Annotated in this window: 29 protein-coding genes; 23 read left to right on the forward strand and 6 right to left on the reverse strand. The window is 66.5% G+C overall.

Annotation, left to right across the window (positions count from 1 at the left end; genetic code table 11):
- The first annotated feature begins 119 nt into the window (after positions 1–119).
- Both ACM0O9_RS09715 and ACM0O9_RS09720 read left to right on the forward strand, forming a co-directional pair.
- Entirely contained in the window at positions 120–746 is a 627-nt protein-coding gene (locus tag ACM0O9_RS09715; RefSeq protein WP_004152833.1) for a DUF47 domain-containing protein, read from the forward strand.
- Between the two features lie 13 nt (positions 747–759).
- Positions 760–1881, forward strand: a complete 1122-nt coding sequence (locus ACM0O9_RS09720) for an inorganic phosphate transporter (protein WP_005416018.1) — start codon at positions 760–762, stop codon at positions 1879–1881.
- A gap of 374 nt (positions 1882–2255) precedes the next feature.
- Here the strand turns inward: ACM0O9_RS09720 and ACM0O9_RS09725 are convergent, their stop codons facing one another.
- From ACM0O9_RS09725 to parE, 3 genes are all read right to left on the reverse strand, one after another.
- Positions 2256–3752, reverse strand: a complete 1497-nt coding sequence (locus ACM0O9_RS09725) for a S10 family peptidase (protein ID WP_032954081.1) — start codon at positions 3750–3752, stop codon at positions 2256–2258.
- Between the two features lie 110 nt (positions 3753–3862).
- A complete protein-coding gene (locus tag ACM0O9_RS09730; protein WP_495495886.1) occupies positions 3863–4471 on the reverse strand; it encodes a GNAT family N-acetyltransferase in 609 nt (202 codons plus the stop codon).
- 125 nt (positions 4472–4596) lie between these two features.
- The gene (gene parE, locus ACM0O9_RS09735) at positions 4597–6486 is read right to left on the reverse strand and encodes a DNA topoisomerase IV subunit B (RefSeq protein WP_005416021.1); all 1890 of its coding nucleotides are present in this window, start codon (positions 6484–6486) and stop codon (positions 4597–4599) included.
- 171 nt (positions 6487–6657) lie between these two features.
- Here parE and ACM0O9_RS09740 point away from each other — a divergent pair, with 171 nt between their 5' ends.
- The 10 genes from ACM0O9_RS09740 (at position 6658) to truD (ending at position 14551) form a co-directional block, all read left to right on the forward strand.
- Positions 6658–6891 carry a hypothetical protein gene (locus tag ACM0O9_RS09740; RefSeq protein ID WP_005416022.1) on the forward strand — a complete coding sequence of 78 codons (234 nt, stop codon included), beginning with the start codon at positions 6658–6660 and terminating at the stop codon, positions 6889–6891.
- 400 nt (positions 6892–7291) lie between these two features.
- Positions 7292–8956: a CTP synthase gene (pyrG, locus tag ACM0O9_RS09745; protein ID WP_005416023.1), complete on the forward strand. Its 1665-nt coding sequence runs from the start codon at positions 7292–7294 to the stop codon at positions 8954–8956.
- Between the two features lie 89 nt (positions 8957–9045).
- A complete protein-coding gene (gene kdsA, locus ACM0O9_RS09750) occupies positions 9046–9876 on the forward strand; it encodes a 3-deoxy-8-phosphooctulonate synthase (RefSeq protein WP_010485995.1) in 831 nt (276 codons plus the stop codon).
- On the forward strand, positions 9873–10220 hold the full coding sequence (locus tag ACM0O9_RS09755) for a hypothetical protein (RefSeq protein ID WP_005416025.1): 348 nt from the start codon (positions 9873–9875) through the stop codon (positions 10218–10220). Before kdsA ends, ACM0O9_RS09755 begins: the two co-directional genes overlap by 4 nt.
- A complete protein-coding gene (locus tag ACM0O9_RS09760) occupies positions 10220–10549 on the forward strand; it encodes a hypothetical protein (RefSeq protein WP_414604148.1) in 330 nt (109 codons plus the stop codon). Before ACM0O9_RS09755 ends, ACM0O9_RS09760 begins: the two co-directional genes overlap by 1 nt.
- 96 nt (positions 10550–10645) lie before the next feature.
- Positions 10646–11938, forward strand: a complete 1293-nt coding sequence (gene eno / locus ACM0O9_RS09765; protein WP_353074985.1) for a phosphopyruvate hydratase — start codon at positions 10646–10648, stop codon at positions 11936–11938.
- Between the two features lie 4 nt (positions 11939–11942).
- A complete protein-coding gene (gene ftsB, locus ACM0O9_RS09770) occupies positions 11943–12296 on the forward strand; it encodes a cell division protein FtsB (protein ID WP_005416028.1) in 354 nt (117 codons plus the stop codon).
- Positions 12293–12991: a 2-C-methyl-D-erythritol 4-phosphate cytidylyltransferase gene (gene ispD / locus ACM0O9_RS09775; RefSeq protein ID WP_005416029.1), complete on the forward strand. Its 699-nt coding sequence runs from the start codon at positions 12293–12295 to the stop codon at positions 12989–12991. The genes ftsB and ispD overlap by 4 nt, the downstream gene beginning before the upstream one ends.
- 34 nt (positions 12992–13025) lie before the next feature.
- Positions 13026–13523: a 2-C-methyl-D-erythritol 2,4-cyclodiphosphate synthase gene (ispF, locus tag ACM0O9_RS09780; protein ID WP_126927822.1), complete on the forward strand. Its 498-nt coding sequence runs from the start codon at positions 13026–13028 to the stop codon at positions 13521–13523.
- Positions 13520–14551, forward strand: a complete 1032-nt coding sequence (gene truD, locus ACM0O9_RS09785) for a tRNA pseudouridine(13) synthase TruD (protein WP_065179303.1) — start codon at positions 13520–13522, stop codon at positions 14549–14551. The genes ispF and truD overlap by 4 nt, the downstream gene beginning before the upstream one ends.
- Positions 14552–14622: 71 nt before the next feature.
- Here the strand turns inward: truD and ACM0O9_RS09790 are convergent, their stop codons facing one another.
- Positions 14623–15162 carry a Smr/MutS family protein gene (locus tag ACM0O9_RS09790; protein WP_005409007.1) on the reverse strand — a complete coding sequence of 180 codons (540 nt, stop codon included), beginning with the start codon at positions 15160–15162 and terminating at the stop codon, positions 14623–14625.
- A 209-nt stretch (positions 15163–15371) separates the two neighbouring features.
- Here ACM0O9_RS09790 and surE point away from each other — a divergent pair, with 209 nt between their 5' ends.
- From surE to ACM0O9_RS09815, 5 genes are all read left to right on the forward strand, one after another.
- Complete coding sequence (gene surE, locus ACM0O9_RS09795; protein ID WP_005416031.1) at positions 15372–16151, forward strand: 5'/3'-nucleotidase SurE; 780 nt, start codon at positions 15372–15374, stop codon at positions 16149–16151.
- Positions 16148–16825 (forward strand): protein-L-isoaspartate(D-aspartate) O-methyltransferase, encoded by a 678-nt coding sequence (locus tag ACM0O9_RS09800; protein WP_005416032.1) that lies wholly within the window; start codon positions 16148–16150, stop codon positions 16823–16825. The genes surE and ACM0O9_RS09800 overlap by 4 nt, the downstream gene beginning before the upstream one ends.
- A gap of 18 nt (positions 16826–16843) precedes the next feature.
- Complete coding sequence (locus ACM0O9_RS09805; RefSeq protein WP_005416033.1) at positions 16844–17458, forward strand: YqaA family protein; 615 nt, start codon at positions 16844–16846, stop codon at positions 17456–17458.
- The gene (locus tag ACM0O9_RS09810; RefSeq protein WP_005416034.1) at positions 17455–18237 is read left to right on the forward strand and encodes a peptidoglycan DD-metalloendopeptidase family protein; all 783 of its coding nucleotides are present in this window, start codon (positions 17455–17457) and stop codon (positions 18235–18237) included. Before ACM0O9_RS09805 ends, ACM0O9_RS09810 begins: the two co-directional genes overlap by 4 nt.
- 218 nt (positions 18238–18455) lie before the next feature.
- Positions 18456–18869, forward strand: a complete 414-nt coding sequence (locus ACM0O9_RS09815) for a hypothetical protein (protein WP_414604149.1) — start codon at positions 18456–18458, stop codon at positions 18867–18869.
- Between the two features lie 28 nt (positions 18870–18897).
- On the opposite strand, the gene ACM0O9_RS09820 is transcribed toward ACM0O9_RS09815, so the two are convergent.
- Both ACM0O9_RS09820 and yhbY read right to left on the reverse strand, forming a co-directional pair.
- Positions 18898–19272 (reverse strand): Mth938-like domain-containing protein, encoded by a 375-nt coding sequence (locus ACM0O9_RS09820; protein ID WP_005416036.1) that lies wholly within the window; start codon positions 19270–19272, stop codon positions 18898–18900.
- Between the two features lie 13 nt (positions 19273–19285).
- Positions 19286–19591, reverse strand: coding sequence for a ribosome assembly RNA-binding protein YhbY (gene yhbY, locus ACM0O9_RS09825; RefSeq protein ID WP_005416037.1), 306 nt, complete (start codon positions 19589–19591; stop codon positions 19286–19288).
- A 65-nt stretch (positions 19592–19656) separates the two neighbouring features.
- Here yhbY and rlmE point away from each other — a divergent pair, with 65 nt between their 5' ends.
- From rlmE to hfq, 6 genes are all read left to right on the forward strand, one after another.
- Positions 19657–20289, forward strand: a complete 633-nt coding sequence (gene rlmE, locus ACM0O9_RS09830) for a 23S rRNA (uridine(2552)-2'-O)-methyltransferase RlmE (protein ID WP_005409014.1) — start codon at positions 19657–19659, stop codon at positions 20287–20289.
- A gap of 69 nt (positions 20290–20358) precedes the next feature.
- Positions 20359–22293, forward strand: a complete 1935-nt coding sequence (gene ftsH, locus ACM0O9_RS09835; protein WP_005416038.1) for an ATP-dependent zinc metalloprotease FtsH — start codon at positions 20359–20361, stop codon at positions 22291–22293.
- Positions 22294–22395: 102 nt separating this feature from the next.
- Positions 22396–22581: a hypothetical protein gene (locus ACM0O9_RS09840; protein WP_065179301.1), complete on the forward strand. Its 186-nt coding sequence runs from the start codon at positions 22396–22398 to the stop codon at positions 22579–22581.
- Between the two features lie 592 nt (positions 22582–23173).
- Entirely contained in the window at positions 23174–24070 is an 897-nt protein-coding gene (gene folP / locus ACM0O9_RS09845; RefSeq protein ID WP_414604193.1) for a dihydropteroate synthase, read from the forward strand.
- Positions 24070–25023: a tRNA (adenosine(37)-N6)-dimethylallyltransferase MiaA gene (miaA, locus tag ACM0O9_RS09850; protein WP_414604192.1), complete on the forward strand. Its 954-nt coding sequence runs from the start codon at positions 24070–24072 to the stop codon at positions 25021–25023. The genes folP and miaA overlap by 1 nt, the downstream gene beginning before the upstream one ends.
- A 96-nt stretch (positions 25024–25119) precedes the next feature.
- Positions 25120–25395 (forward strand): RNA chaperone Hfq, encoded by a 276-nt coding sequence (gene hfq, locus ACM0O9_RS09855; RefSeq protein ID WP_004152891.1) that lies wholly within the window; start codon positions 25120–25122, stop codon positions 25393–25395.
- Positions 25396–25397: the final 2 nt, after the last annotated feature.

Raw genomic sequence — 25397 nt, forward strand, 5'->3', positions numbered from 1 at the left:
GCCTGTTCAGGTTGGGGGTCCCAGAGCCCGGAAAGGGCGCGGGGATACCCGTGATGGTCATCTAGCCGTCATAATTCGCTCTGGTGCCGTCCTTCCCGCGACGGCTGACAGGTTTCTCAATGTTCTCTCTGCAGACCATTTTCGGTTCCGGCAAACAGTTCTACACCCTGCTTGATGAGGCTGCCGTCGCGGCTTCCGATGCCGCCAAGGCGCTGCATTCGATGCTGCGCGAGGCCGATCGCCAGCCCGCGCTGGACGCCTTCAAGCTGGCCCGCCTGCGCGAACGCGCGGCCTCGGACAAGATCAGCCAGGCGCTGGTCGACAGCTTCATGACCCCGATCGAGCGCGAAGACATCGAAGCGCTGGGTTCGGCCCTGTACAAGATTCCGAAGCAGATCGAGAAGTTCGCCGATCGCTATTCGCTGGCCACGACCCACCTGGAGCACATCGACTTCGCGCCGCGCGCGGCGATGCTGGAACAGGCCGCCGGCGTGGTGGTGGAGATGGTGGCTGACCTGCGCCACATGAACCTGGACCGGATGACCGCGCTGAACGAGAAGCTGCGCTCGCTGGAGAACGAGGCCGACCGCCTGATGCTCGAGCTGTACCGCGACATCTACTCCGGTCGCCTGGACAACCTGCAGATGTTCCTGCTGAAGGAATTCTTCGAGATCCTGGAAAAGGCCATCGACCGTTGCCGCGAGGCCGGCGTGGTGGCGTACCAGATCGTGTTGAAGAACAGCTGACGGACGCCGCCGCATGTTGACCCTTGTCCTGGTGGTGATCCTGGCCGCGCTCGTCTTCGAGTTCATCAACGGCTTCCACGACACTGCCAACTCCATTGCCACCGTAGTGGCGACCAAGGTGCTCTCGCCCGGCTGGGCGGTGATGCTGGCCGCCTTCATGAACCTCATCGGTGCGCTGACCGGTACGGCGGTGGCGCTGACCATCGCCTCGGGCCTGCTCAACACCAACGTGGTCGAGGTCACTCCGCAGGTGATCCTGTGCGCCCTGCTGGGCGGCATCATCTGGAACCTGATCACCTGGTGGAAGGGCCTGCCGTCCTCGTCCTCGCACGCCCTGATCGGTGGCCTCTGCGGTGCCGGTCTGGCCGCGGCCCACAACAACTGGGACGCGCTGATCTGGTCGGAGCGCCTGGGCAGCTGGGCGCAGAACAAGGGCCTGCTGTGGAAGGTGTTCGTGCCGATGATCACCTCGCCGATCGCCGGCTTCCTGCTCGGCATCGTGGTGATGGTGCTGCTGTGGGCGCTGATCGCCGGCCTGGCCAAGGTCGGTGGCGCCATCGGCCGCCTGGCCCGTCCGCGCATCGTCAATGCCTTCTTCGGCAAGGCGCAGATCGCCTCGGCGGCCTACATGGGCTTCGCCCACGGCCACAACGACGCGCAGAAGACCATGGGCATCATCGCGATGACCCTGATTGGTGCCGAAGCCACCGGCGCACTGAACGATCTGCCGTCCTGGCTGGCGTTCATGCACCCGGACGCGCACGCCGGTGACGGCATCGCCATGTGGATCGTACTGACCTGTGCAGTGGTGATGGCTGCCGGTACCGCCTCGGGTGGCTGGAAGATCATCAAGACCCTGGGCCACAAGATGGTCAAGCTGCACCCGATCCACGGCTTCGCCGCGGAGACCAGCTCGGCCACCATCCTGACCCTGGCGGCCCACTTCGGCATGCCGGTCTCGACCACGCACAGCATCTCCACCGCGATCATGGGCGTCGGTTTCGCCAAGAACCCGCGTTCGCTGAAGTTCGGCGTGATCGAGCGCATTGTCTGGGCCTGGATCCTGACCATCCCGGCCGCCGGCGGCTGTGCGTACCTGATCCTGAAGCTGTTCGAGATGTTCGGCTGGACCTGATGCCAACGGCCTTGGGATCAGAGCCCTTTCCCTGCGGGAAAAGGATCTGATCCCGGTAAACGAAAAAGCCCGCCGGATACCGGCGGGCTTTTTTCATGGCAGATCATTCCTCTGTATCCAAGCGTGCCGACCAACGGTCGGCACCCACCAGCAGCAGCAGGAACCTGTCAGCGGCGGGGTGGGGTGGATATGCAGGACCGTTGGCGCCATGGATGGCGCCATCGAGCCCCCATGGACGGGTTTACGGCGTGTCCTGCATATCCACCCCACCTCGCCAGCCCTCAGGAAGCCCGCTTTTGCAGTTGATCTTGCCGTGGACCTTGCCGTTGCCGTTGATCCGGCGGGTGCCGGGCCGCAGTCCCGGCCGACCCTCCTCAATTGCGTTGGAACAGCGCCTGCACATCCCTGCGGAACGCCGCCTGGCTGTCGGCCCGGCTGTAGAACATGTGCCCGCCCGGATAACTGCGCACCTGCACCCGGTCCGGATTGCTGCCCATCGTCGGCATCTGGTCCACGGTCAGGATCGAACCCATGAACGGGCACGACAGGTCGTTCCAGCCATGCACGATCAGCACCTGCAGGTGCGGGTCGATCGCCACGGCCTGGCGCAGCTGGGTCACCGCGCCATCGCGCAGCTCGCCATTGCGGTCCCACAGCCGGTTCACGTCGTAGTTCAGCGCCTGGTACCGCGCATCCACCTTCCAGCCGACCACGCGCGTCACGAAGTCGACCATCGCCGTGGTGGTCGGCGCGATGATGCTGTCCAGCAGCGGATCGTTGGCGCGCTGCTCCGGATCGTTCGGGAATGGATCGAACGCGGTTACGTTGGAATCGTAGCGGCTGCCCAGCGTGCCCTTGTCGCGGAACACTTCACGCAGGTAGGCCTGGGTTTCCAGCCGACCACCGGCACGGCGCACGAACTGCGGGTCCAGCCCGGTCAGTTCGGTCACCCGGCGCAGCATTGCCTCGGTCGCCTGCGGATCGCTGCGGCCCTTCATCAACGCGGTGGCGTAGTCGCCACGGGTGTATTCCACTACTTCGCGCATCGCTGCATCGGTCAGCTTGCCCTGGCGCTCCAGGTGCGCGGCGGCGATCGACGGCAGCGTCTGCATCCACGCCATCGGCGAGACATCGGCGTTGTCTTCCAGGGTCGGGCTCAGGTAGGGCGAGACCAATACCAGGCCGTTCATCGCAACACCCAGCCGGGTCTGCAGATAGTGGGTGATGCGTGGGCCGCGGTAGCCGCCGTAGCTCTCGCCGGTCAGGTACTTGCGCGACGCCATGCGCTGGTTGCGCAGCAGCCAGTCGTAGATCGAGCGTGACAGGTATTCGATGTCGGCGCTGGGGTTGTACAGCGCCTTCTTCGCTTCGTCGTCGCCGATGCGCGCGCGGCTGAAGCCGGTCCCGACCGGATCAATGAACACCAGATCGGTGAAGTCCAGCCAGGTGCCGGGGTTGTCGTGCAGCGTCGCCGGCGCCGACGCGCTGTCACCCTCGGAGCCGAAGGTCACCACCTTGGGCCCGATCGCGCCCATGTTGAGGTAGACCGACGATGCCCCGGGGCCGCCATTGAGCGCGAAGGTCACCGGCCGGTCCTTGCCCGGCATCGTGTAGGCGGTAAACACCACGTCGGCGATCACCTTGCCCTTGGCATCGCGTACCGGCAGGGTGCCGACGGTGGCGGTGTAGTCCAGGGTGCGGCCGGCCAGGCGCATGCTCTGGCGGGCCGAGGCGTCTGCGGGCAACGCAGGTGCCTCGGTCTTGTCGTCCTTCGGATCGGGCTTGGCGTCGGCATCAGGCGCGGCCAGCACGCTGGCTGGGGCGATGAGCAGGCCGACGCAGAGCGCGGCAGTGTGCAACAGGGACTTCATGGCACCGGGTGGGCAGCGGAAGGGGATTGCGATGCTAGGCCGGTGGCGGCCCATGTCGTATGTGTCCAAAGGCATGGCCGTGCGTTGCGGCCGCTATTGGCCAGCTTGGGTCAAGCGGACAGGGCGGTTGCCGCTTTGTCATCGGCAAGCAGGCCATAGACGGCCGAGTCGGCCAGTTCCCCCTGGATGCGCCAGCGCTTCCGCCGCGAGGGAGTGCTGCGCCAGCGCTGGCGCAGCACTCCCTCGCGGCGGAAGCCCAGGCGTTCGAGCACGTGCGCGGAGGGTGCGTTGCGCGGGTCGATCTCGGCTTCCACGCGATGCAGGTGGAGGGTGCCGAACAGGTAGGCCAGTACCTGCTGCAGGGCCTCGTGCATGTAGCCCTGGCCCTGGCGATCGGGTGCCAGCAGGTAGCCGATCTCGGCGCGGGCTGCAGTGCGGTCCACTGCAAACACCACGCAGATGCCCAGCAGTGGACCTTCCAGCGATTCGCGCACGGCCAGCTTCAGCTGGGTACCGATGGCATGGGCGGCGAGATCATCGTCGATCTGTTCGCGCGCCTCGGCCTGTCGCGTCCAGGCCGGATGATTCCACCAGCGCATCACGTCGGGATTGGACTGCAGCGCGAACAGCGCGGCGGCGTCGTCACGGCGGATCGGGCTCAGGACCAGCCGTGCGCTGTGCAGCGGCAGGTCGGGGAACAGCAGCGAGTGGCTGGCCAATACGGTGGTCCACGCGGATGGACGCGCATTATGGCGCCGCCGGGTTTGCCGATGGGGGCGGCATGCCCGGGGCGGATGGGTCGGATCCCTTTCCCGGCGGGAAACGGATCCGACCCCGCGAGGGATCAGACTTCCAGCGAAGCCAGGTCGCCCTTCGACTCCAGCCAGCCCTTGCGGTCGGACGCGCGCTTCTTGGCCAGCAGCATGTCCATCAGCGAGCGGGTCTGCTCGCCATCGTCCACGGTCAGCTGGACCAGGCGGCGCGTATCCGGGTGGATGGTCGACTCGCGCAGCTGTGGCGGGTTCATCTCGCCCAGGCCCTTGAAGCGGGTGACGTTGATGGCGCCCTTGATCTTCTCGCGCTCGATCTTGTCCAGCATCGAGCGCTTTTCTTCCTCGTCCAGGGCATAGAACACCTGCTTGCCCACATCGATGCGGAACAGCGGCGGCATCGCCACGAACACATGGCCGGCATCGACCAGTGCCGGGAAGTGCTTCAGGAACAGCGCGGTCAGCAGCGTTGCGATGTGCAGGCCGTCGGAGTCCGCGTCGGCCAGGATGATCACCTTGCCGTAGCGCAGGCCGCTGATGTCGTCCTTGCCGGGGTCGCAGCCGATGGCGATGGCCAGGTTGTGTACTTCCTCCGAGGCCAGCACGCTGTTGGACGAGACTTCCCAGGTGTTCAGGATCTTGCCACGCAGCGGCATGATCGCCTGGAAATCCTTGTCGCGAGCCTGCTTGGCGCTGCCGCCTGCCGAGTCACCTTCCACCAGGAACAGCTCGGTGCGCGACAGGTCCTGGCTGATGCAGTCTGCCAACTTGCCGGGCAGGGCCGGGCCCTGGGTGATCTTTTTGCGGACGACCAGCTTCTCGGTCTTCAGGCGCGCGCTGGCACGCTCGATGGCGATCTGCGCGATCTTCTCGCCCAGTTCCACGTTCTGGTTCAGTAGCAGGCTGAACGCATCATGGGCGGCACCTTCGACGAAACCGGCGGCCTGGCGCGAGGACAGGCGCTCCTTCGTCTGGCCGCTGAACTGTGGGTCGGTCATCTTCAGCGACAGCACGAACGACACGCGGTCCCACACGTCTTCCGGGGCCAGCTTGACGCCACGCGGCAGCAGGTTGCGGAAGTCGCAGAACTCGCGCAGCGCTTCGGTCAGGCCGGTGCGCAGGCCGTTGACATGGGTGCCGTGCTGCGCGGTGGGAATCAGGTTGACGTAGCTTTCCTGCACCAGCTCGCCTTCCGGCAGCCAGGCCACGGCCCAGTCAACTACCTCGGTGTCCTTCTTCAGGTTGCCGACGAACAGATCGGCCGGCAGCGATTCGCGCTCGCCCAGCTCCAGCTTCAGGTAATCGCGCAGGCCGTCTTCGTAGTACCAGGTATCGACTTCACCGGTGGCTTCATCGGTCAGCTTCACGGTCAGGCCCGGGCACAGCACGGCCTTGGCGCGCAGCAGGTGCTTGAGCGCGCGCACCGCGAACTTCGGCGTATCGAAGTACTTCGGGTCCGGCCAGAAGCGCACGCGGGTACCGGTGTTCTTCTTGCCGACGCTGCCGACCACTTCCAGCGGCGTGGCACGGTCGCCGTTGCGGAAGGTGATGCGGTGTTCGGCGCCGTCGCGCTTGATGTGCACTTCCACCAGGGTCGACAGCGCATTGACGACGCTGACGCCGACGCCGTGCAGGCCGCCGGAGAAGGTGTAGTTGTTGTTGCTGAACTTGCCGCCCGCGTGCAGGCGCGTGAGGATCAGCTCGACACCCGGGATCTTCTCCTCCGGATGAATGTCCACTGGCATGCCGCGGCCGTCATCGCTGACCTCCACGCTGCCATCCTTGTACAGGGTGATCTCGATCGAACGGGCGTGGCCGGCGAGGGCTTCGTCCACCGAGTTGTCGATCACTTCCTGCGCCAGGTGGTTCGGGCGCGCGGTGTCGGTATACATGCCGGGACGGCGCTTGACCGGGTCGAGGCCGGACAGGACTTCAATATCGGCGGCGTTATAGCGGGCGTTCATCTGTCTTCGAAAGCTTGGAGCGACGGGCAAGTGTGGGGTCTGGCACGGGAATTTGCACGCCTGCGGTTCAGTCTCGGCGGCGCAGAGGAGGTAAAATAGCCCTCGCTGGAATCTGAACGCCGGCGGCCCCGTTGGGTCTGAACGTCCAAGCCATACCGCGAGGAGGACCTCATGAAGAAGTTGCTGACCATTGCGATCCTGGCCGCTGCCGCCGTTGCAGTGCCGCTGGTGGTGGCGCAGAACGCCGGCCAGCCGGCCCCGCAGCAGGGTGACCAGGCCGACAAGGCGCAGGCCGAGGCCGATGCCAAGGCCAAGCGTCGGGCCCAGGCCAATGCCGAAATGAAGGCGCAGGGCCAGCCGGCCCCGCAGCAGGAAGAGGAAGAGGAAGCGCGCAAGAAGCGCTGATCCCGCAACCTGCCAGGCGCCCTTGCGACAAGGGTTGCGCACCGAAACGCCCCGCCCAGCGGGGCGTTTTTTGTTGGATCGGCCGCACAAGCCCCTTGGGTTGGCGGCCATCAATCTGTAAACTATGGCTTTCCGGGAGTAAGTGCGTGTCCACCCTTTGCGAATGGGCTGGAGCGGCCAAGCGTGGCTTCCAGCATGGCGGGTCGCAGGTGACGGTCGATTTGACCGGCACGGTCGCCCCGACCTCGCACGATGGTTCCCGTCCGGCGCCTGCCGCCGCACGGATCCGCACCTCCCTCGCTGCCACAGCGAACCGGAAAACCCCCTCTGAGCACCATGCCCGCCCTCCGGGTGCGCGTGGTGCTGCCGTTTTCCATTTCCAGACAGGATGCTTGCAGCCATGACTCCCTTGATTTTCGTAACCGGCGGCGTGGTGTCCTCGCTCGGCAAAGGCATTGCCGCCGCGTCGCTGGCCGCCATTCTCGAAGCCCGTGGCCTGAAGGTCACGATGATGAAGCTCGACCCGTACATCAACGTCGACCCGGGCACCATGAGTCCGTTCCAGCACGGTGAGGTCTATGTCACCGACGACGGCGCCGAGACCGACCTCGACCTGGGCCACTACGAGCGCTTCGTGCGCACCCGCCTCAGCCGCAAGAACTCGGTCACCACCGGCCGCATCTACGAGAACGTGATCCGCAAGGAGCGCCGCGGCGACTACCTGGGCGCGACCGTGCAGGTCATTCCGCACATCACCGACGAGATCCGTCGCTGCATCGACGAAGCCACCGAAGGCTATGACGTGGCACTGGTCGAGATCGGCGGCACCGTTGGCGACATCGAGTCGCTGCCGTTCCTGGAGGCGATCCGCCAGGTGCGCACCGAACGTGGCCCGGAGAAGGCGCTGTTCATGCACCTCACCCTGGTGCCGTACATCGGCGCCGCCGGCGAGCTGAAGACCAAGCCGACCCAGCACTCGGTGAAGGAACTGCGCTCGATCGGCATCCAGCCGGACGTCCTGCTGTGCCGCTCCGAGCAGGCGGTGCCGGATTCGGAGCGCCGCAAGATCGCCCAGTTCACCAACGTTTCCGAGCGTGCGGTGATCAGCGTGCCGGACGTGGACGTGCTGTACCGCATCCCGTCTGGCCTGCATGCACAGGGCCTGGACGAAATCGTGGTGAACCAGCTGAAGCTGGCAGACAAGGCCGGTCCGGTCGACCTGTCGATGTGGGAGGACGCGGTCGACGCGACCCTGCATCCGCTGGATGAAGTGACCATCGCCGTGGTCGGCAAGTACGTCGACCACCAGGACGCCTACAAGTCGGTCGGCGAAGCACTCAAGCACGGCGGCCTGCGCCAGCGCACCAAGGTCAACCTGAAGTGGCTGGAAGCACAGGACCTGGAAGGCACCGACATGGCCGCGCTGGCCGATGTCGACGGCATCCTGGTGCCGGGTGGCTTCGGTGACCGTGGTTTCGAAGGCAAGGTGCTGACCTCGAAGTTCGCCCGCGAGCAGCAGGTGCCGTACTTCGGCATCTGCTACGGCATGCAGGCGGCCGTGGTCGACTACGCGCGTAACGTGGTCGGCCTGGAAGGTGCCAACAGCACCGAGAACGACCGCCAGTCGCCGAACCCGGTGATCGGCCTGATCACCGAATGGCGCACCGCCAGCGGCGATGTCGAGAAGCGTGACGACAAGAGCGACCTCGGCGGCACCATGCGCCTGGGCCTGCAGGAACAACGCCTGAAGCCGGGCACGCTGGCCCGCGAGCTGTACGGCAAGGACGTGGTCGCCGAGCGCCACCGCCACCGCTACGAGTTCAACAACCGTTACCGCACCCAGCTGGAAGATGCGGGCCTGGTGATCGCCGGCAAGTCGATGGACGACACCCTGGTGGAAGTGGTCGAGCTGCCGCGCGATGCCCACCCGTGGTTCCTGGCCTGCCAGGCGCACCCGGAATTCCTGTCCACGCCGCGTGACGGCCACCCGCTGTTCATCGGTTTCATCCGTGCCGCGCGCGAGCGCAAGGCCGGCGGCAAGCTGCTTTCCGAAGCGCGCGCCTGACTTGTGAATGGGGGCTTCGGCCCCCATCCTGCATGCTTCAACCCCCAGCGCACCGGCCCGTCCGGTGCTGCGGACAACAAGGAAACGCCATGAAACTGTGTGGATTCGAGGTCGGGCTGGACCAGCCCCTGTTCCTGATCGCCGGCCCCTGCGTGATCGAGTCGATGCAGCTGCAGCTCGATACCGCCGGCAAGCTGAAGGAGATCACCGACAAGCTCGGCGTCAATTTCATCTTCAAGTCCAGCTTCGACAAGGCCAACCGCACTTCGGGTACCGCATTCCGCGGCCCGGGCATGGAAGAGGGCCTGAAGGTCCTGGCCGAAGTGAAGAAGCAGATCGGCGTGCCGGTGCTGACCGACGTCCACGAATACACCCCGATGGACGAAGTGGCCTCGGTGGTGGACGTGCTGCAGACCCCGGCGTTCCTGGTCCGCCAGACCGACTTCATCCGCAAGGTGTGCTCGGCCGGCAAGCCGGTCAACATCAAGAAGGGCCAGTTCCTGGCGCCGTGGGACATGAAGCCGGTCGTGGAGAAGGCCAAGGCCACCGGCAACGAGCAGATCATGGTCTGCGAGCGCGGTGCCAGCTTCGGCTACAACAACCTGGTCAGCGACATGCGTTCGCTGGCGGTGATGCGCGAGACCGGTTGCCCGGTGGTGTTCGACGCCACCCACTCGGTGCAGTTGCCGGGCGGGCAGGGCACCAGCTCAGGCGGCCAGCGCGAGCACGTGCCGGTGCTGGCCCGTGCCGCGGTGGCGGTGGGCATCTCCGGCCTGTTCGCCGAAACCCATCCGGATCCGTCAAAGGCGCTGTCCGATGGTCCCAACGCGTGGCCGCTGGACCAGATGGAGGCCCTGCTCGAGACCCTGATGGAACTCGACGCGGTGACCAAGAAGCACGGCTTTTCGCGCTTCGCGTGAGTCGTGACCCGTGGGTGGCGCTGGAAACCCAGCGCCGCCGCCGGCACTGGAGACAGTGGCCGTGGGGCCTGATCGCGCTGGGGCTGTCCGCGGTGTTCACCGTGGGCTTGTTCTGCCTGGTGCTGATCGGCGCCGCGTCAGTGCGCCCACCGGGTGATGGCGGCAGCGCGCTCGATCTTCGGGCGTATTTCATTGCGCTTGTGGTCGGAGAGCTGCTGGCCAGCGCAGGGTGCGTCGCTTCGGCTGTGCTGGCCTGGCGATTGAACCGTGGCAAGGTACCGGCAGGGCTGGCGATCATCCTGCTTTCTCTGTGGATCGGCACCCTGTTCTACGGATGGCTTTGATGAAAACGCCCCCATCGGCGCGCGGCTGGCCCTGGGGCCTGATCGCGCTGGCGCTGTCCGTGTTGACCTGGATGGCCCTGGTGGTGGGCGTGCTGGCCTTCACCGCCGGCTTCCGGCCGCCCGGGGACGGAAACAATGGCGTGCAGGCCACGCAGTGGTGGATGCTGGGCGCGCTGGTCACGATGGTGCTGTGCTTTCTCGGCAGCCCGGTGGCGATGGTGTTGGCCTGGCGACGGCGGCGTGGCCCCATCCTTGCGGCGATTGCCGGTGCATTGCTGGTGATGCTGGTCTCGCTGGTCCTTATCGTGATCGGGTCGAGCTGGGGCTGATGCAGGCCACGCCATTTGGCAAGTGGCGGGCAGCCGGGGATAATCACGCGGCATTCGTTTTGTCGCCCCCTCTCCAGACAGGTAACCGGCCCGACCATGAGTACGATCCGCAGCATCCACGCCCGTGAAATCCTCGACAGCCGTGGCAATCCCACGCTGGAAGCCGAAGTCATCCTGGAGGACGGTTCGTTCGGTCGCGCCGCGGTTCCCTCAGGCGCCTCGACCGGCACCAAGGAAGCGGTCGAGCTGCGTGACGGCGACAAGACCCGTTACCTGGGCAAGGGCGTGCGCAAGGCCGTTGACAACGTCAACACCACGATTGCCGCCGCGCTGAAGGGGTTTGAAGCCACCGACCAGGCCGGCCTCGACCGTCGCCTGATCGATCTGGACGGCACCGAGAACAAGGGGCGGCTGGGCGCCAACGCACTGCTGGGTGTTTCGATGGCCGCCGCGCACGCCGCCGCCACATCCAGCAAGCAGGCGCTGTGGCAGTACCTGGCTGCCCGGACCGGCGTGACCCCGTCGCTGCCGGTGCCGATGATGAACATCATCAACGGCGGCGCGCATGCCGACAACAACGTCGACTTCCAGGAGTTCATGGTGCTGCCGGTCGGCTTCACCTCGTTCTCCGAAGCATTGCGCGCCGGTACCGAAATCTTCCATTCGCTGAAGTCGGTGCTGAAGGGCCACGGCCTGAGCACGGCGGTGGGCGACGAAGGCGGCTTCGCGCCGGACTTCCGCAGCAACGTCGAAGCGCTGGACACCATCCTCGAAGCAATCGGCAAGGCCGGCTACACCGCCGGTGAAGACGTGCTGCTGGGCCTGGACGTGGCTTCCAGCGAATTCTTCGAGAACGGCAAGTACAATCTGGTCGGCGAGAACAAGCGCCTGACGTCCGAGCAGTTCGTCGACTTCCTCGCCGACTGGGCCGCGCAGTACCCGATCATCACGATTGAAGATGGCCTGGCCGAGAACGACTGGGCGGGTTGGAAGCTGCTGACCGACCGCATCGGCAAGAAGGTGCAGCTGGTCGGTGACGACCTGTTCGTGACCAACCCGAAGATCTTCCAGGAAGGCATCGACTCGGGCACCGCCAACGCGATCCTGATCAAGGTCAACCAGATCGGCACGCTCAGCGAAACCCTGGAAGCGATCGCCATGGCCGACCGCGCCGGCTATGCCGCCGTGGTCTCGCACCGGTCGGGCGAAACCGAAGACACCACTATCGCCGACATCGCCGTGGCCACCACCGCCACCCAGATCAAGACCGGCTCGCTGTGCCGCAGCGATCGCGTGGCCAAGTACAACCAGCTGCTGCGCATCGAGGAAGCCCTCGGCGCCGGCGCGCGTTACGCCGGTCGTGACGCGTTCGTTTCGCTGAAGCGCTGAGCCGATGCGCGACTGGCGCTGGATGCTGCTGGTGCTGGCCCTGTTGCTGGGCTGGCTGCAGTACCGCTTCTGGTTCGGTCCGGGCAATTCGGGTGAAGTGATGATGCTCGAAGCCCAGGTCGCCAACCAGGAACGGGACAATGAGGGTCTGCAGCAGCGCAACGACGCGCTGGCCGCCGAAGTGAAGGACCTCAAGGAAGGCCAGTCCGCCATCGAGGAACGCGCACGCAGCGAGCTGGGCATGATCAAGCCCGGTGAGAAGTTCTACCGCGTGGTCGAGGATGCGCCGGTCCGTCCGGCGCAGCCCGCTGCAGGCGTCACTGTCCAGGCCGGCGATCACCCGGCGGACGTGCCATGAGCGCGGCGATCTGGGTGGTGGTTCCGGCTGCCGGCCGTGGCGCCCGCTTTGGTGCGCCGCTGCCCAAGCAGTACCTGCAGGCGGGCGGGCAGATCCTGCTCGCTCATACCCTGGACGCGCTGCTGGCGCATCCGGCCGTGGCCGGCGCAATGGTGGTGATCGGCCAGGACGACGGCGACTGGCCGGGCTGGAGCGAATGGGCCGGCAAACCGGTGCTGACCTGCATCGGCGGCGCGACCCGTGCCGCCTCGGTGCTGGCCGGGCTGCAGGCACTGCCGGACTCGGTGCGCGCCGACGAATTCGTGCTGGTCCACGACGCCGCGCGACCCAACCTGTCGCTGGCCGATCTTGGCCGCCTGCTTGAAGTCGGGCGTGCCGATCCGGTCGGGGCGATCCTGGCCGCACCGGTGCGCGACACCCTCAAGCGTGCGGGCGACGACGGTGGCATCGATGGCACTGAACCGCGCGAGCGGCTGTGGCGTGCACTGACACCACAGCTGTTCCGCCGCCACCAGCTCAGCCGCGCGCTTTCCGACGCCGCCGCTGCCGGTGTTGAAGTCACCGACGAGGCCATGGCCATGGAGCGCCAGGGCCAGCGCCCGCTGCTGGTGGAAGGCAGCGAGGACAACTTCAAGGTCACCACCCCGGCCGATCTGGACCGGTTCGAATTCGTACTTTCCCGCCGCGCCGGCTGACTGCCCGCGCGGCCCTGCTGCAAGGGCTGCATCCATGAGCACCGCACTGTTCCCGCCCGTCCGTATCGGCCAGGGCTACGACGTCCATGCCTTCGGTGAAGGCGATCACATCATGCTCGGCGGAGTGAACGTGCCGCACAGCTGCGGCGTGCTGGCGCACAGCGACGGCGACGTGATCCTGCACGCCCTGTGCGATGCCATGCTCGGTGCGCTGGCGCTGGGCGATATCGGCCAGCATTTCCCGCCGAGCGATGATCGCTGGAAGGGCGCCGACAGCAGCGATTTCGTGCGCCATTGCGACAGCCTGCTGCGCGAGCGTGGCTGGCGCGTTGGCAACACCGACATCACCGTGATCTGCGAGCGGCCGAAGGTTGGCCCGCATGCGCTGGCCATGCGTGAGCGCATTGGTGGGTTGCTGCAGCTGCCGCTGGACGCGGTCAGCGTCAAGGCGACCACCTCGGAGAAGCTGGGCTTCACCGGCCGCGGCGAAGGCATCGCCGCGCAGGCGGTCGTGTTGCTGGTGGCGGCATGATCCCGCTGCCGTTGGCGTTTGGTGCGCCGCTGTTGACGGCGCGCATCCGCACCACGCCGGACGATTTCCAGGTGGATGAACTGCCGGCCTTCGAGGCCACCGGTGAAGGCGAGCACCTGTTGCTGCACATCCGCAAGCGCGGCGCCAACACCGTGCATGTGGCCAAGCTGCTGGCCAAGTGGGCGGGCCTGCCGGAAATGGCGGTGAGCTACGCCGGCATGAAGGATCGGCATGCGGTCACCACCCAGCGTTTCAGCGTGCACCTGCCCAAGCGCGTCGCGCCGGATCTGGCCGAGCTGGCCAGTGATGAGATCGAAGTGCTCGAAGCGACCTGGCACAACCGCAAGCTGCAGCGTGGTGCACTGGCCGGCAACCGCTTCAGGCTGGTGCTGCGCGAGGTGCAGGGCGATGCTGCGGCGATCAGCGAGCGCCTGCAGCAGATCGCCGGGCGCGGCCTGCCGAACTGGTTTGGCGAGCAGCGCTTCGGCCGCGACGGCGGCAACGTGCCTGCCGCATTGGCGATGTTCGGTGGCCGCCGCATGCGCAAGGACCAGCGTTCGCTGCTGCTGTCAGCCGCCCGCTCGGCGCTGTTCAATCGTGTGCTCGCCGCGCGCGTGGAGCAGGGCAACTGGGATCAACCGCTGGACGGTGAAGTGTGGATGCTCGATGGCAGCCGCAGCGTGTTCGGCCCCGAACCCTACACCGACGTGCTGGCCGAGCGCCTGGCCCGTTTCGACATCCATCCCAGCGCGCCGCTGTGGGGCGAAGGCGAGCTGCGCAGCGCCGACGCTGCACGTGAGCTGGAGCTGGCCGCGCTGGACGACGAGGAATCGAAGGCGCTGCGCGCTGGCCTGGAAGACGCACGGCTGAAGCAGGAGCGCCGCGCGCTGCGCCTGCGCCCGGCGTTGCTGCAGCATCAGTGGTTGGCCAGTGATGTACTGGAACTCTCGTTCGCGTTGCCGCCGGGCTGCTACGCCACCGCCGTGCTGCACGAACTCGGCCCCGTCGAAGACGCCGCGCAGGCCTGACAGAAAAAGGGGACGGAGGGAATTAAGTCGTTTGTGGCACAAACGACTTAATTCCCTCCGTCCCCTTTTTGTCAACGCCGCGCCAGCAACACCAGCACCGCGCCGGTGCCGCCTTGCCCGGTCGGCGCCGAATGAAACGCCAGCACGTCGTTGCGCAGCCGCAGCAGGCGATCGACCAGGTTCTTCAGCACCGGTGCACCGCCATCGGACTGCAGGCCCTTGCCGTGGATGATGCGCACGCAGCCATACTCGTGTGCATGCGCTTCCAGCAGGAACTGGCGCAGCAGGGTTTCCGCCTGCGCGGCGGTGGCGCCGTGCAGGTCGAGCTCATCCTGTACCGAATACTGGCCGCGCTTGAGACGCTGGAACAGGCGCGGTGGCAGGTTGTCGCGGCGGTAGCTGGCCACGTCGCCCGCTTCCAGCGGCGTACTGTCGCGCAGCAGCCGCGCAAACTCGCCCGCGGCTTCGGCCTCGTCGCGTTCGGCCATGCGTGCGCGCGGCTTCGGCCGGGGCGCAGCAGGCGCCGGTTCGGCATCCTTGCGCAGCGGCGTCACTTCACCGATGGCCGCACGGAACAGCGCGGCCGGATCTTCGTCTTCAGGGTGCGACATGCGCACAGGGTAAACCGCCGGCACGGGTCTGCCTATGACGGTTCGATGTCTGCCGTGACCGCCGGCAGGGTAGGACCGGCGGCTCGCATGCGGCACAATAGACGATGCCCTTGCAGGGTCGACGGCTTCCGCAGGGGAGTACGACGGTCCCGCCCACACTGCACGGTGACGGAATCGAATTCTTGGAAAATCAAGCGGTTAAATCGAAGATGCGAATCCTGGTCAGTAATGACGATGGTGTCGACGCCGCAGGCATCCGGATGCTTGCTTCGGTCCTGCGCGAGGCCGGACACGAAGTCACGGTGGTCGCGCCCGACCGCGATCGCTCCGGTGCCAGCAACTCGCTGACCCTGGACCTGCCGATCCGGCTCAAGCGCATCGACCATTACACCGTCTCGGTGGCTGGCACGCCGACCGACTGCGTGCACCTGGCGCTGACCGGCCTGCTTGAATTCGAGCCGGACATCGTCGTGTCAGGCATCAACAACGCCGCCAACCTCGGCGACGACGTGATCTATTCCGGCACCGTCTCGGCGGCGATGGAAGGCCGCTTCCTCGGCCTGCCGGCGGTGGCGGTCTCGCTGGTTACCCGCAACCACGATCCGAAGCACTTCGACACCGCCGCGCGCGCCGCAGTGGAGATCGTGGCCCGGCTCAAGGCCGATCCGCTGCCGGCCGACACCATCCTCAACGTCAACGTGCCGGATCTGCCCTGGAGCGAGGTCAAGGGCTTCGAGGTCACCCGCCTTGGCAACCGCCATCGTGCCGAAGGCTGCATCGCGCAGAAGGATCCGCGCGGCAACGAGGTGTACTGGATCGGCCCGGCCGGGCGCGAGCAGGACTCCGGCCCGGGCACCGACTTCCACGCGGTGCGCACCGGCCACATCTCGATCACCCCGATCCAGGTGGACCTGACCCGCTACCAGGCGCTGGAGAAAGTGGCCAGCTGGGTGGGTGGCCTCAGCGCCGCGCTGGACCGGCCGGCATGAGTCCACGCCTGCGACTGCAGCCGGAAGCTGTCGGCATCGGCATGACCTCGCAGCGCGTGCGTGACCGTCTGGTCGATCGCCTGCGCGAAGCTGGCATCGTCGACGAGTCCACCTTGAACGCAATCCGGGTTGTGCCGCGCCATCTGTTCATCGATGAAGCACTGGCCTCGCGTGCCTATGAGGACACCGCGCTGCCGATCGGCCATGGCCAGACCATCTCGCAGCCCTGGGTGGTCGCCCGGATGACCGAGGCGGTGCTCCAGGTCGCGCCGAAGCGCGTACTGGAAGTCGGCACCGGCTCGGGCTACCAGGCCGCCATCCTGGGCGCGCTGGGCCTGGAGGTCTACACCGTGGAGCGTATCGGTGACCTGTTGCGGCAGGCACGCAAGCGCTTCCGCGCACTGGGCATGAACATCCGCACCAAGCATGACGACGGTCGCGCCGGATGGGCCGAGCACGGTCCGTTCGATGCCATCGTGGTCACCGCCGCCGCGCCTGCACTGGTCGATGAACTGGTCGGGCAGCTGGCTGAAGGGGGGCGCCTGGTGGCGCCGGTGGGTGGCCCGGGCGGACAGTCGCTGGTGCAGCTGGACCGCAAGCCCGATGGCAGCATCGAACAACGCGTGCTGGCGCCGGTCACGTTCGTGCCGCTGCTGTCTGGCATGCTCGACTAATCCACGGAGCAGGGTTGCATGAAGATTTTCGGGCCGCTGTACGAGCGGGCGATGAAGTGGGCGGCGCACGAACGCGCGCCGACCTACCTGACGGTACTGAGTTTCTTTGAAGCGATCATCTTCCCGGTGATGCCGGAAGTGATGCTGGCACCGATGTGCGTGGCCCAGCCCAAGCGTGGCTGGTGGTTCGCCACCCTCAGCCTGGCGGGCTCGATGGTCGGCGCGCTGGTTGGTTACGCGCTGGGTCATTACGCTTTCGAGGCGATCAAGCCGGTGTTCGAGGCGCTGGGCATGCTTCCGGCGATCGAGCAGGGCATCACCACCGTGCAGGCGAAGATGGCCGAATCGCCGTGGGCGGTGTTCACCTTCCTGGTGCTGGGCGGCTTCATGCCGATCCCGATGAAGGTCTTCACGTGGGCATCGGGTATCGTCGGCGTACCGATGCCGCAGTACCTGTTGAGCATGTTGATCGGTCGTGGCAAGCGCGTGTTCGTGCTGGCCGCGGTCATCCGTATCGGTGGTGCGCGTGCCGAAGCGGCGCTGCGTCGCTGGATTGAACCGCTGGGCTGGATCGCCACCGTGCTGGTGGTGGTGCTGATCGCCTGGCTTGTATGGAGGTCGAAGTTCGCATGAATCCTGATCGTCTGAGCAAGGGAGTGCGCATCGGCGCGCTGGCGTTGCTGGTTTCCACACTGGCCGCCTGCGGTACCGCCACCGTGGTCCGCCCGGGCGGCGGCAACGCTGGCGGCGTGACCACGCCGAAGACCTCGGTACCCAAGCCCGGGCAGACCGTGGTGGTGCGCAAGGGCGACACCATCTATGCGCTGGCCCGCATCCATGACATCACCCCGGCCGACCTGATTGCCTGGAATCGTCTGGACAACCCGTCGACCATCTACCCCGGCCAGGTGATCCGCCTGTATCCGCAGGGGGCCACCAGCGGCCGTGCGCCGACCACGGTGGTCACCCCGCCACGTTCGGCTGGCAGCAGTGGCGGCAGCACCGCGCCGGCCCCGGCGCCGGTCGGGCCGGTGAAGAGCAACATCGCCTGGCGCTGGCCAGCCGATGGCGCGATCGTCGGCCGCTACGTGGCCGGTGACGCGACCAAGCAGGGCGTCGACATCGCCGGCACCAGCGGCCAGCCGGTCAAGGCAACCGCCAACGGTGTGGTGGTGTACTCCGGTGCCGGCCTGGTCGGCTACGGCGAACTGATCATCATCAAGCACAGCGACCAGTGGCTGTCCGCCTATGGTCACAACCGCAAGCGCCTGGTCAATGAAGGGCAGAGCGTGAAGGCTGGCGAGCAGATCGCCGAAATGGGCCGCACCGGTGCGAACCGCGACATGGTCCACTTCGAGATTCGCTACAACGGCAAGCCGGTCGATCCGCAGCAGTACCTGCCGGCACGTTGACGCGGTTGGAACAGGGAGTGCCGGGCCATGCCTGGCGTTCCTGACCTGTAGAGCCGTGCTCGACTCAGCGACTGCGGAGCGGTCGTTTGCGATCCTGTGTGCCGCAGGCTCACCTTCACGGCGGACCGGATACCCGGCATTCTTGAGCGGTCCCAGTCGACCCGGTACCCCATGCTGCGTCCTGCTTCCGTTCTCGCCTTGCTGATCGTCCGCGCGACGTGGTCACCCGTCTTTACGCCGTAGTCCAGGCGCCGGCTTCAGATGAAGCGGCCATCCCGCCGTCGCTGGGCGATGCCCTGCGCTCGGCGGTCGATGCGCAGCATGCTTACGAGCGGGCCTGCACCGCGCTGGCCGCGCACGACGAGAAGCCGCACATGCTCGACCAGAGCCTGTATCTGCTGGCGCCGGACCGACCGGACACGGTCGCGGTGGGAATGCCCGAATCGAGGGGTGACGCGACCTGGATCCGCGTCGACATGGCAGTGGGCGACTATCGATGGACCGACCGGGTCCTGCTGCAGCGACAGGACCGGGACTGGAAGGTCATGGATATCCGCTGGGGGCAGGGCGGCCACCTGATCGGCCGGCTCCAGGAGTTCTCGGCATTCCGCTGCGCGCCTTCAGGCCGCTAGGGGCCGGAGGCACCGGTCACTCGAGAACTCAGCCTTCCAGAATGAAAGCAGCCGCGACCTTGCGGCCTTCGCCTGCCAGGATGTTGAAGGTGCGTGCGGCGGCTGGATTGTTCATCACTTCCAGGCCGATGCCGCGTGACAGGCAGGCGGCCATCACCACCGCCGATGGGAACACCTGGCGGTCACCGGTACCCAGCACGATCAGCGCCGGGTTCAGCGCCAGGATCGGCTCCAGGTCCGCCAGCTGCAACGCAGCGGCGCTCGCCACCGGCCAATGCGCGACCAGCTGGTCCGGGGTCAGGAAGAAGCTCCCGTCCAGCACCTGGTCATTGACCTTGGCCGAGCGGCCATCGGCGGCGCGCAGGCTGTAGGCGTAGTCGGGCGGTTCGTGGTTCAGCTGCATGACGGTAGGGCGATCAGCCGCGCGGCAGCACGATCTGGCGCTGTTCCCTGCTCGGGCGGTACAGCACGGCGACGTGGCCGATGCGCTGCACCAGAGCGCTCTCGGTGGCTTCGACGATCTCGCCGATCATCACGTCACGGGCGTCGCGATCCTCGGCAGCGACCTTCACCTTGACCAGCTCGTGGCGCTCCAGCACTTCGTTCAGCTCAGCGATGAAGGCCGGGGTCACACCCTTGCCGCCGGTCTGCAGGAGGGCCTTCAGGTCGTGGGCTTGGCCGCGCAGGAAACGGGTCTGGGAAGCGGTCAGGGCGATGGACATGCAGGAAAACACGGTTGAATGGGGCGATCAGGGTATCATGAGGACCCCATCAGCCCCTATTTTCAATGGCTACCCGCAGCAAAAGCAGCCAGCGCTGGCTCAAGGAACACTTCTCCGACCCCTTCGTGAAGAAGGCGCAGGCCGAAGGCATGCGCTCGCGCGCCGCCTACAAGCTCGAAGAGCTGCTTGAACGTGACCGGCTGCTGAAGCCGCACATGGTGGTGGTCGACCTCGGCGCGGCGCCGGGTGGCTGGTCTCAGCAGGTTAGGAGACAGATCGGCGACACCGGCCGCGTGCTGGCCCTGGACATCCTGGACATGCCGCCGCTGGCCGGCGTGGAGTTCCTTCATGGTGACTTCAGGGAAGAAGCCGTCCTATCGCAGTTTGAAGCCATGCTCGGGGATCAGCCGGTAGACCTTGTGCTGTCGGACATGGCCCCCAATAAGAGTGGTGTGGGCGCGGTCGACCAGCCGCGGATGATGCACCTGGCGGAGCTGGCCCTGGATTTTGCCGACAACCACCTGAAGACCGGTGGGGCATTCCTGATCAAGCTGTTCCAGGGCGAGGGCTTTGACGACTACGTGCGCGACATGCGCCGCCGGTACGACAAGGTCTCCATCCGCAAGCCGGAAGCCTCGCGCAAGCGCTCTCCCGAGGTGTACGCCTTGGGTCAGGGAAAACGCGCCCACATGAAGTAAGCTCGCAATGTACGCAAGTTCGACCCCCACGCAACGCCAGCACTGAGAGGAACACCGGAGCCAATGAGGATGAACGACTTGACCAAGAACCTCCTGCTATGGGTGGTCGTCGCCGTCGTGCTGATGGTGGTCTTCCAGAGCTTCTCGCCGAAGTCCTCCGGAGCCGGCGCGCAGGGTGCGTCGTACTCGCAGTTCCTGGACCAGGTGGACAGCGGCAACGTGCAGAAGGTCGCCTTTGGCGGCGACATGCGCGGCGGCACCAGCCAGCTGACCTACACCACCCGCGGCGGGCAGACATCCACCATCACCGCACCGTTCGATCGCGACCTGATCAACGTGCTGCGCACCAAGAACGTGGAGATCGTGCAGGAGGAGCCGTCCAGCGGCATCTCCCTCGGCGCGATCCTGATGAATTTCCTGCCGGTCATCCTGATCATCGGCTTCTGGTTGTTCATCATGCGCCAGATGCAGGGCGGTGGCGGCGGTGCCAAGGGCGCGATGTCCTTCGGCAAGTCGCGCGCCAAGCTGCAGGGCGAGGACCAGATCAAGGTCACCTTCGCCGACGTCGCCGGCTGCGACGAGGCCAAGGAAGAAGTGGGCGAGCTGGTCGACTTCCTGCGCGACCCGTCCAAGTTCACCAAGCTGGGTGGCAAGATTCCGCGCGGCGTGCTGATGGTGGGCCCGCCGGGTACCGGCAAGACGCTGCTGGCCAAGGCCATCGCCGGCGAAGCCAAGGTGCCGTTCTTCTCGATCTCCGGTTCGGACTTCGTGGAAATGTTCGTCGGCGTCGGCGCCAGCCGCGTGCGCGACATGTTCGAGCAGGCCAAGAAGCATGCCCCGTGCATCATCTTCATCGACGAAATCGACGCCGTCGGTCGCCACCGTGGCGCTGGCCTGGGCGGTGGCCATGACGAGCGCGAGCAGACCCTGAACCAGCTGCTGGTCGAAATGGACGGTTTCGAGGGCGGTGAAGGCGTGATCGTGATCGCCGCCACCAACCGTCCGGACGTGCTGGACCCGGCGCTGCTGCGCCCGGGTCGCTTCGACCGCCAGGTCGTGGTTGGCCTGCCGGACGTGAAGGGTCGCGAGCACATCCTGAAGGTCCACATGCGCAAGCTGCCGCTCGCCGACGATGTCGAGCCGATGGTGATCGCGCGGGGTACCCCGGGCTTCTCCGGTGCTGATCTGGCCAATCTGTGCAACGAGGCGGCCCTGTTCGCCGCGCGTGGCAACGAGAAGGAAGTCCGCATGGACCACTTCGACCGTGCCCGCGACAAGATCCTGATGGGTGCCGAGCGCCGCTCGATGGCCATGAGCGAAGAAGAGAAGACCCTGACCGCCTACCACGAAGCCGGCCACGCCATTGTCGGCCGCCTGGTGCCCGAGCACGACCCGGTCTACAAGGTCACGATCATCCCGCGCGGCCGTGCGCTGGGCGTGACCATGTACCTGCCGGAGGGCGACAAGTATTCGATGAACCGCGTGGCGATCAAGTCGCAGCTGTGCTCGCTGTACGGTGGTCGTGTGGCCGAGGAGCTGATCTTCGGTGCCGACAAGGTCACCACGGGCGCTTCCAACGACATCGAACGCGCCACCAAGATGGCCCGCAACATGGTCACCAAGTGGGGCCTGTCCGACCAGCTCGGCCCGATCGCCTATGGCGAAGAGGATGACGAGGTGTTCCTGGGCCGTTCGGTCACCCAGCACAAGAGCGTGTCCAACGACACCGCGCGTCGCATCGATGAGGAGGTGCGCAAGATCCTCGACGAAGCCTACGCGCGCACTACCGAGCTGATGACGGCCAACCTGGACAAGTTGCACGCGATGTCCCAGCTGCTGCTGCAGTACGAGACGATCGACGCGCCGCAGATCGACGCCATCATGGAAGGCCGCGATCCGCCGCCGCCGGCTGGCTGGAGCAAGTCGAACAAGGATGGTGGCAACGACAAGGGCGGCGACGCCCGCCCGCTGCCGCCGATCGCGGGCCCGGCCGAATCGCACTGACGGCCCGCTGCGCGTGACACCAGACGAGGCCGGGGCAACCCGGCTTCGTCGTTTCCGGGCTACCGGCCCATTCCGAAGAACCGAACTGACGCTGGAGCCCGCATGTCTGCCCCGAAGCCCGAACCGATTTCCCACACCGTCGAAATGGTCATCGCCACCGTGGTCGGCGTGGGTGTAGGCCTCGGAGCCGACAATCTGCTGTTGGGCTGCGTGGTGGGTATCGCGGTCGGCATCGTGCTGAGCATCGCCAGGACCCTGTACGTGGACCGCAAGCGCCGCCGCCGTTGAGGGTGTCGGCAGGGCTGCGCCCTGCACCCGTGGTAGTGCCGGCCGCTGGCCGGCAACCTCAGCAGCAACAGCAACAGCAACAGCAACAGCAACATTCCGTGGTTTGGCGGGGCGGTGTCGGAGGGCGGGGACGCCGTGAACCCGTCCATGGGGGCTTGGCAGCCGCATCCATGCGGCTGACACCCCGCCCTCCGACACCGCCCCACCTCTGACAGATTTCTGCTGCTGTTGGTGGGTGTCGACCTTGGTCGACACGGTAGATCCACGCCATGCGTTGATCAATCTCCATCGAATTCGAATTTCTCGAGAATTGAACGAAGAGCATCCACGCATGGCGTGGATCTACTGAAGATCGCGGAAGACTGTCGAAGGCGGGGTGGGTCCGGTTGCGGGAGTGTCCGCGGCATGGATGCCGCGGCCAAGCCCCCATGGACGGGTTCACGGCGTCTCCCGCAGCCGGACCCACCCCGCCTACCCTCAGGAAACCAGCTTCTGCTGTTGCTTGGGCTTTTGCTGTGGCCGTTGCCTCGGCGGGTGCAGGGCGCCGCCCTGCCGAACTAAACTACCCGCCGTTGTTCCAGCAGGATTACCGATGTTCGATACCTCGCCCCAGCTCGATTGCGCCGGCCGCATCCTGCGCCTCGACCGCGCCCAGGTCATGGGCATCGTCAACGTCACCCCGGACTCGTTTTCCGATGGCGGCGCGCACGACACCACCGAGGCCGCAATCGCTCATGGCCTGAAGCTGGTCGAGGAGGGCGCGGACCTTCTCGATATCGGCGGCGAATCGACCCGCCCGGGCGCCACGCCGGTATCGGTCGAGGAGGAGCTGGGCCGGGTGATTCCGGTGATCGAGCAGCTGGAGGCCCGGACCCACGTGCCGATCAGCATCGACACCTTCAAGCCGGAAGTGATGCGCGCGGCCGTGGCCGCTGGCGCCGGCATGATCAACGACATCTTCGGCCTGCGCCAGGAGGGTGCGCTCGAGGCCGCTGCGGAAACCGGCGTGCCGGTGGTGCTGATGCACATGCAAGGCGAACCGGGCCACATGCAGGCCGATCCGCACTACGACGATGTGGTCGGCGAGGTGCACGGCTTCCTGGTGCAGCGCCTGTTCGCTGCCGAGATGGCAGGCATCGCGAGGAAGAACCTGCTGATCGACCTCGGTTTCGGCTTCGGCAAGACCACCGGCCACAACATGACCCTGCTGGCGCGTTCGGAGCGCTTTCTGGAACTGGGCGTGCCGATGCTGGCCGGCCTGTCGCGCAAGCGCAGTCTCGGTGAACTGACAGGTCGCGATACGCCGTCCGAGCGGGTAGCGGCCTCGGTGGCCGCGCACCTGATCGCGGTCCAGCGTGGCGCGCGCATCGTACGCGTGCATGACGTGGCGGCCACAGTTGATGCGCTGAAGATCTGGCAGGCGGTGCAAGCCGTACCGACGCCGCGCGCCGACGCTGCGCCGACGATCCGCTGGCCGGACGAAGACTGATGGGTATCGATCGGCGGCCACTGGCGATCGCCGTGATGGGGCCGACCGCCAGTGGCAAGACCGCCACTGCGATCGCCCTGGCACGGCAGCTGGATGGCGAAATCGTCAGCGTCGACTCGGCACTGGTGTACCGCCACCTGGACATCGGTTCGGCCAAGCCCGATGCGACGGAGCGCGCGCAGGCGCCGCACCATCTGCTGGACCTGCGTGCCCCCTGGCAGACCTACTCGGCGGCCGAGTTCGCCGCCGATGCCGGACGGGTCGTGGCCGACATCGTGGCGCGTGGCAGGACGCCGATCCTGGCCGGTGGCACTGGCCTGTACTTCCGGGCGCTGCTGCAGGGCCTGTCGCCGATGCCGGAGGCCGACCCGGCAATGCGCGAAGCGCTCAGCGCCGAGGCGGCCGAGCGTGGCTGGGCGGCACTGCACGCCGAGCTGGCCAAGGTCGACCCGGCCGCCGCCGCACGCATCCATGCGACCGATCCGCAACGCATCCAGCGGGCGCTGGAGGTCTATCGCCTGACCGGTATCCCCATTACTGAATGGCAGCGCCGGCCGGGCGTAGCGCCATTGCCGGTGCGCACCCTCAAGCTGATCCTCGCCCCACGCGACCGTGCGGTTCTGCACCAGCGCATCGAGGCGCGCTTCGACGCCATGCTGGGGCAGGGGTTCCTCGACGAGGTGCGGGCATTGCGCGCGATGCCGGAAATGGCAGCCGTGGAGGCGCCGTTGGACCTGCCGGCAGTGCGCGCGGTCGGCTATCGGCAGGCCTGGGAGTACCTGGACGGGGAGGGTGATGCCGCCCGTTTCCGTGACAAGGCGATCTTCGCCACCCGGCAACTGGCCAAGCGCCAGCTGACCTGGCTGCGCGGCGAGCTTGATGCGCGCTGGTTCGACCCCCATGTTGATGGGGAGCGCCTGGCCAGCGCGGTGTCGACCTTCGTCGCACGCTGAATCCCCGCCAGCCGTGTAACATCATCGGTCGGCGGGCGGCTCGGGGGCCGCGGCAACCGTCGGCAACCCAATAAGAACAATAATCAGGAGTGTGCAATGTCCAAGGGGCAATCGCTGCAGGATCCTTTCTTGAACGCACTGCGGCGCGAACGCGTGCCGGTTTCGGTGTACCTGGTGAACGGCATCAAGCTGCAGGGCACGATCGAGTCGTTCGACCAGTTCGTGGTCCTGCTGCGCAACACGGTCAGTCAGATGGTCTACAAGCACGCCATTTCCACCGTCGTTCCGGCACGCAACGTGAAGGTCGGTCCGGGCGGTGGTTACGTGCAGTCGGGTGAAGGCGGTCAGGCAGGTGATGAAGCAGACGAGTAACA

It is taken from the genome of Stenotrophomonas sp. FR012 (assembly GCF_047520565.2).
In the GTDB taxonomy this organism is placed as follows: Bacteria; Pseudomonadota; Gammaproteobacteria; order Xanthomonadales; family Xanthomonadaceae; genus Stenotrophomonas; species Stenotrophomonas sepilia.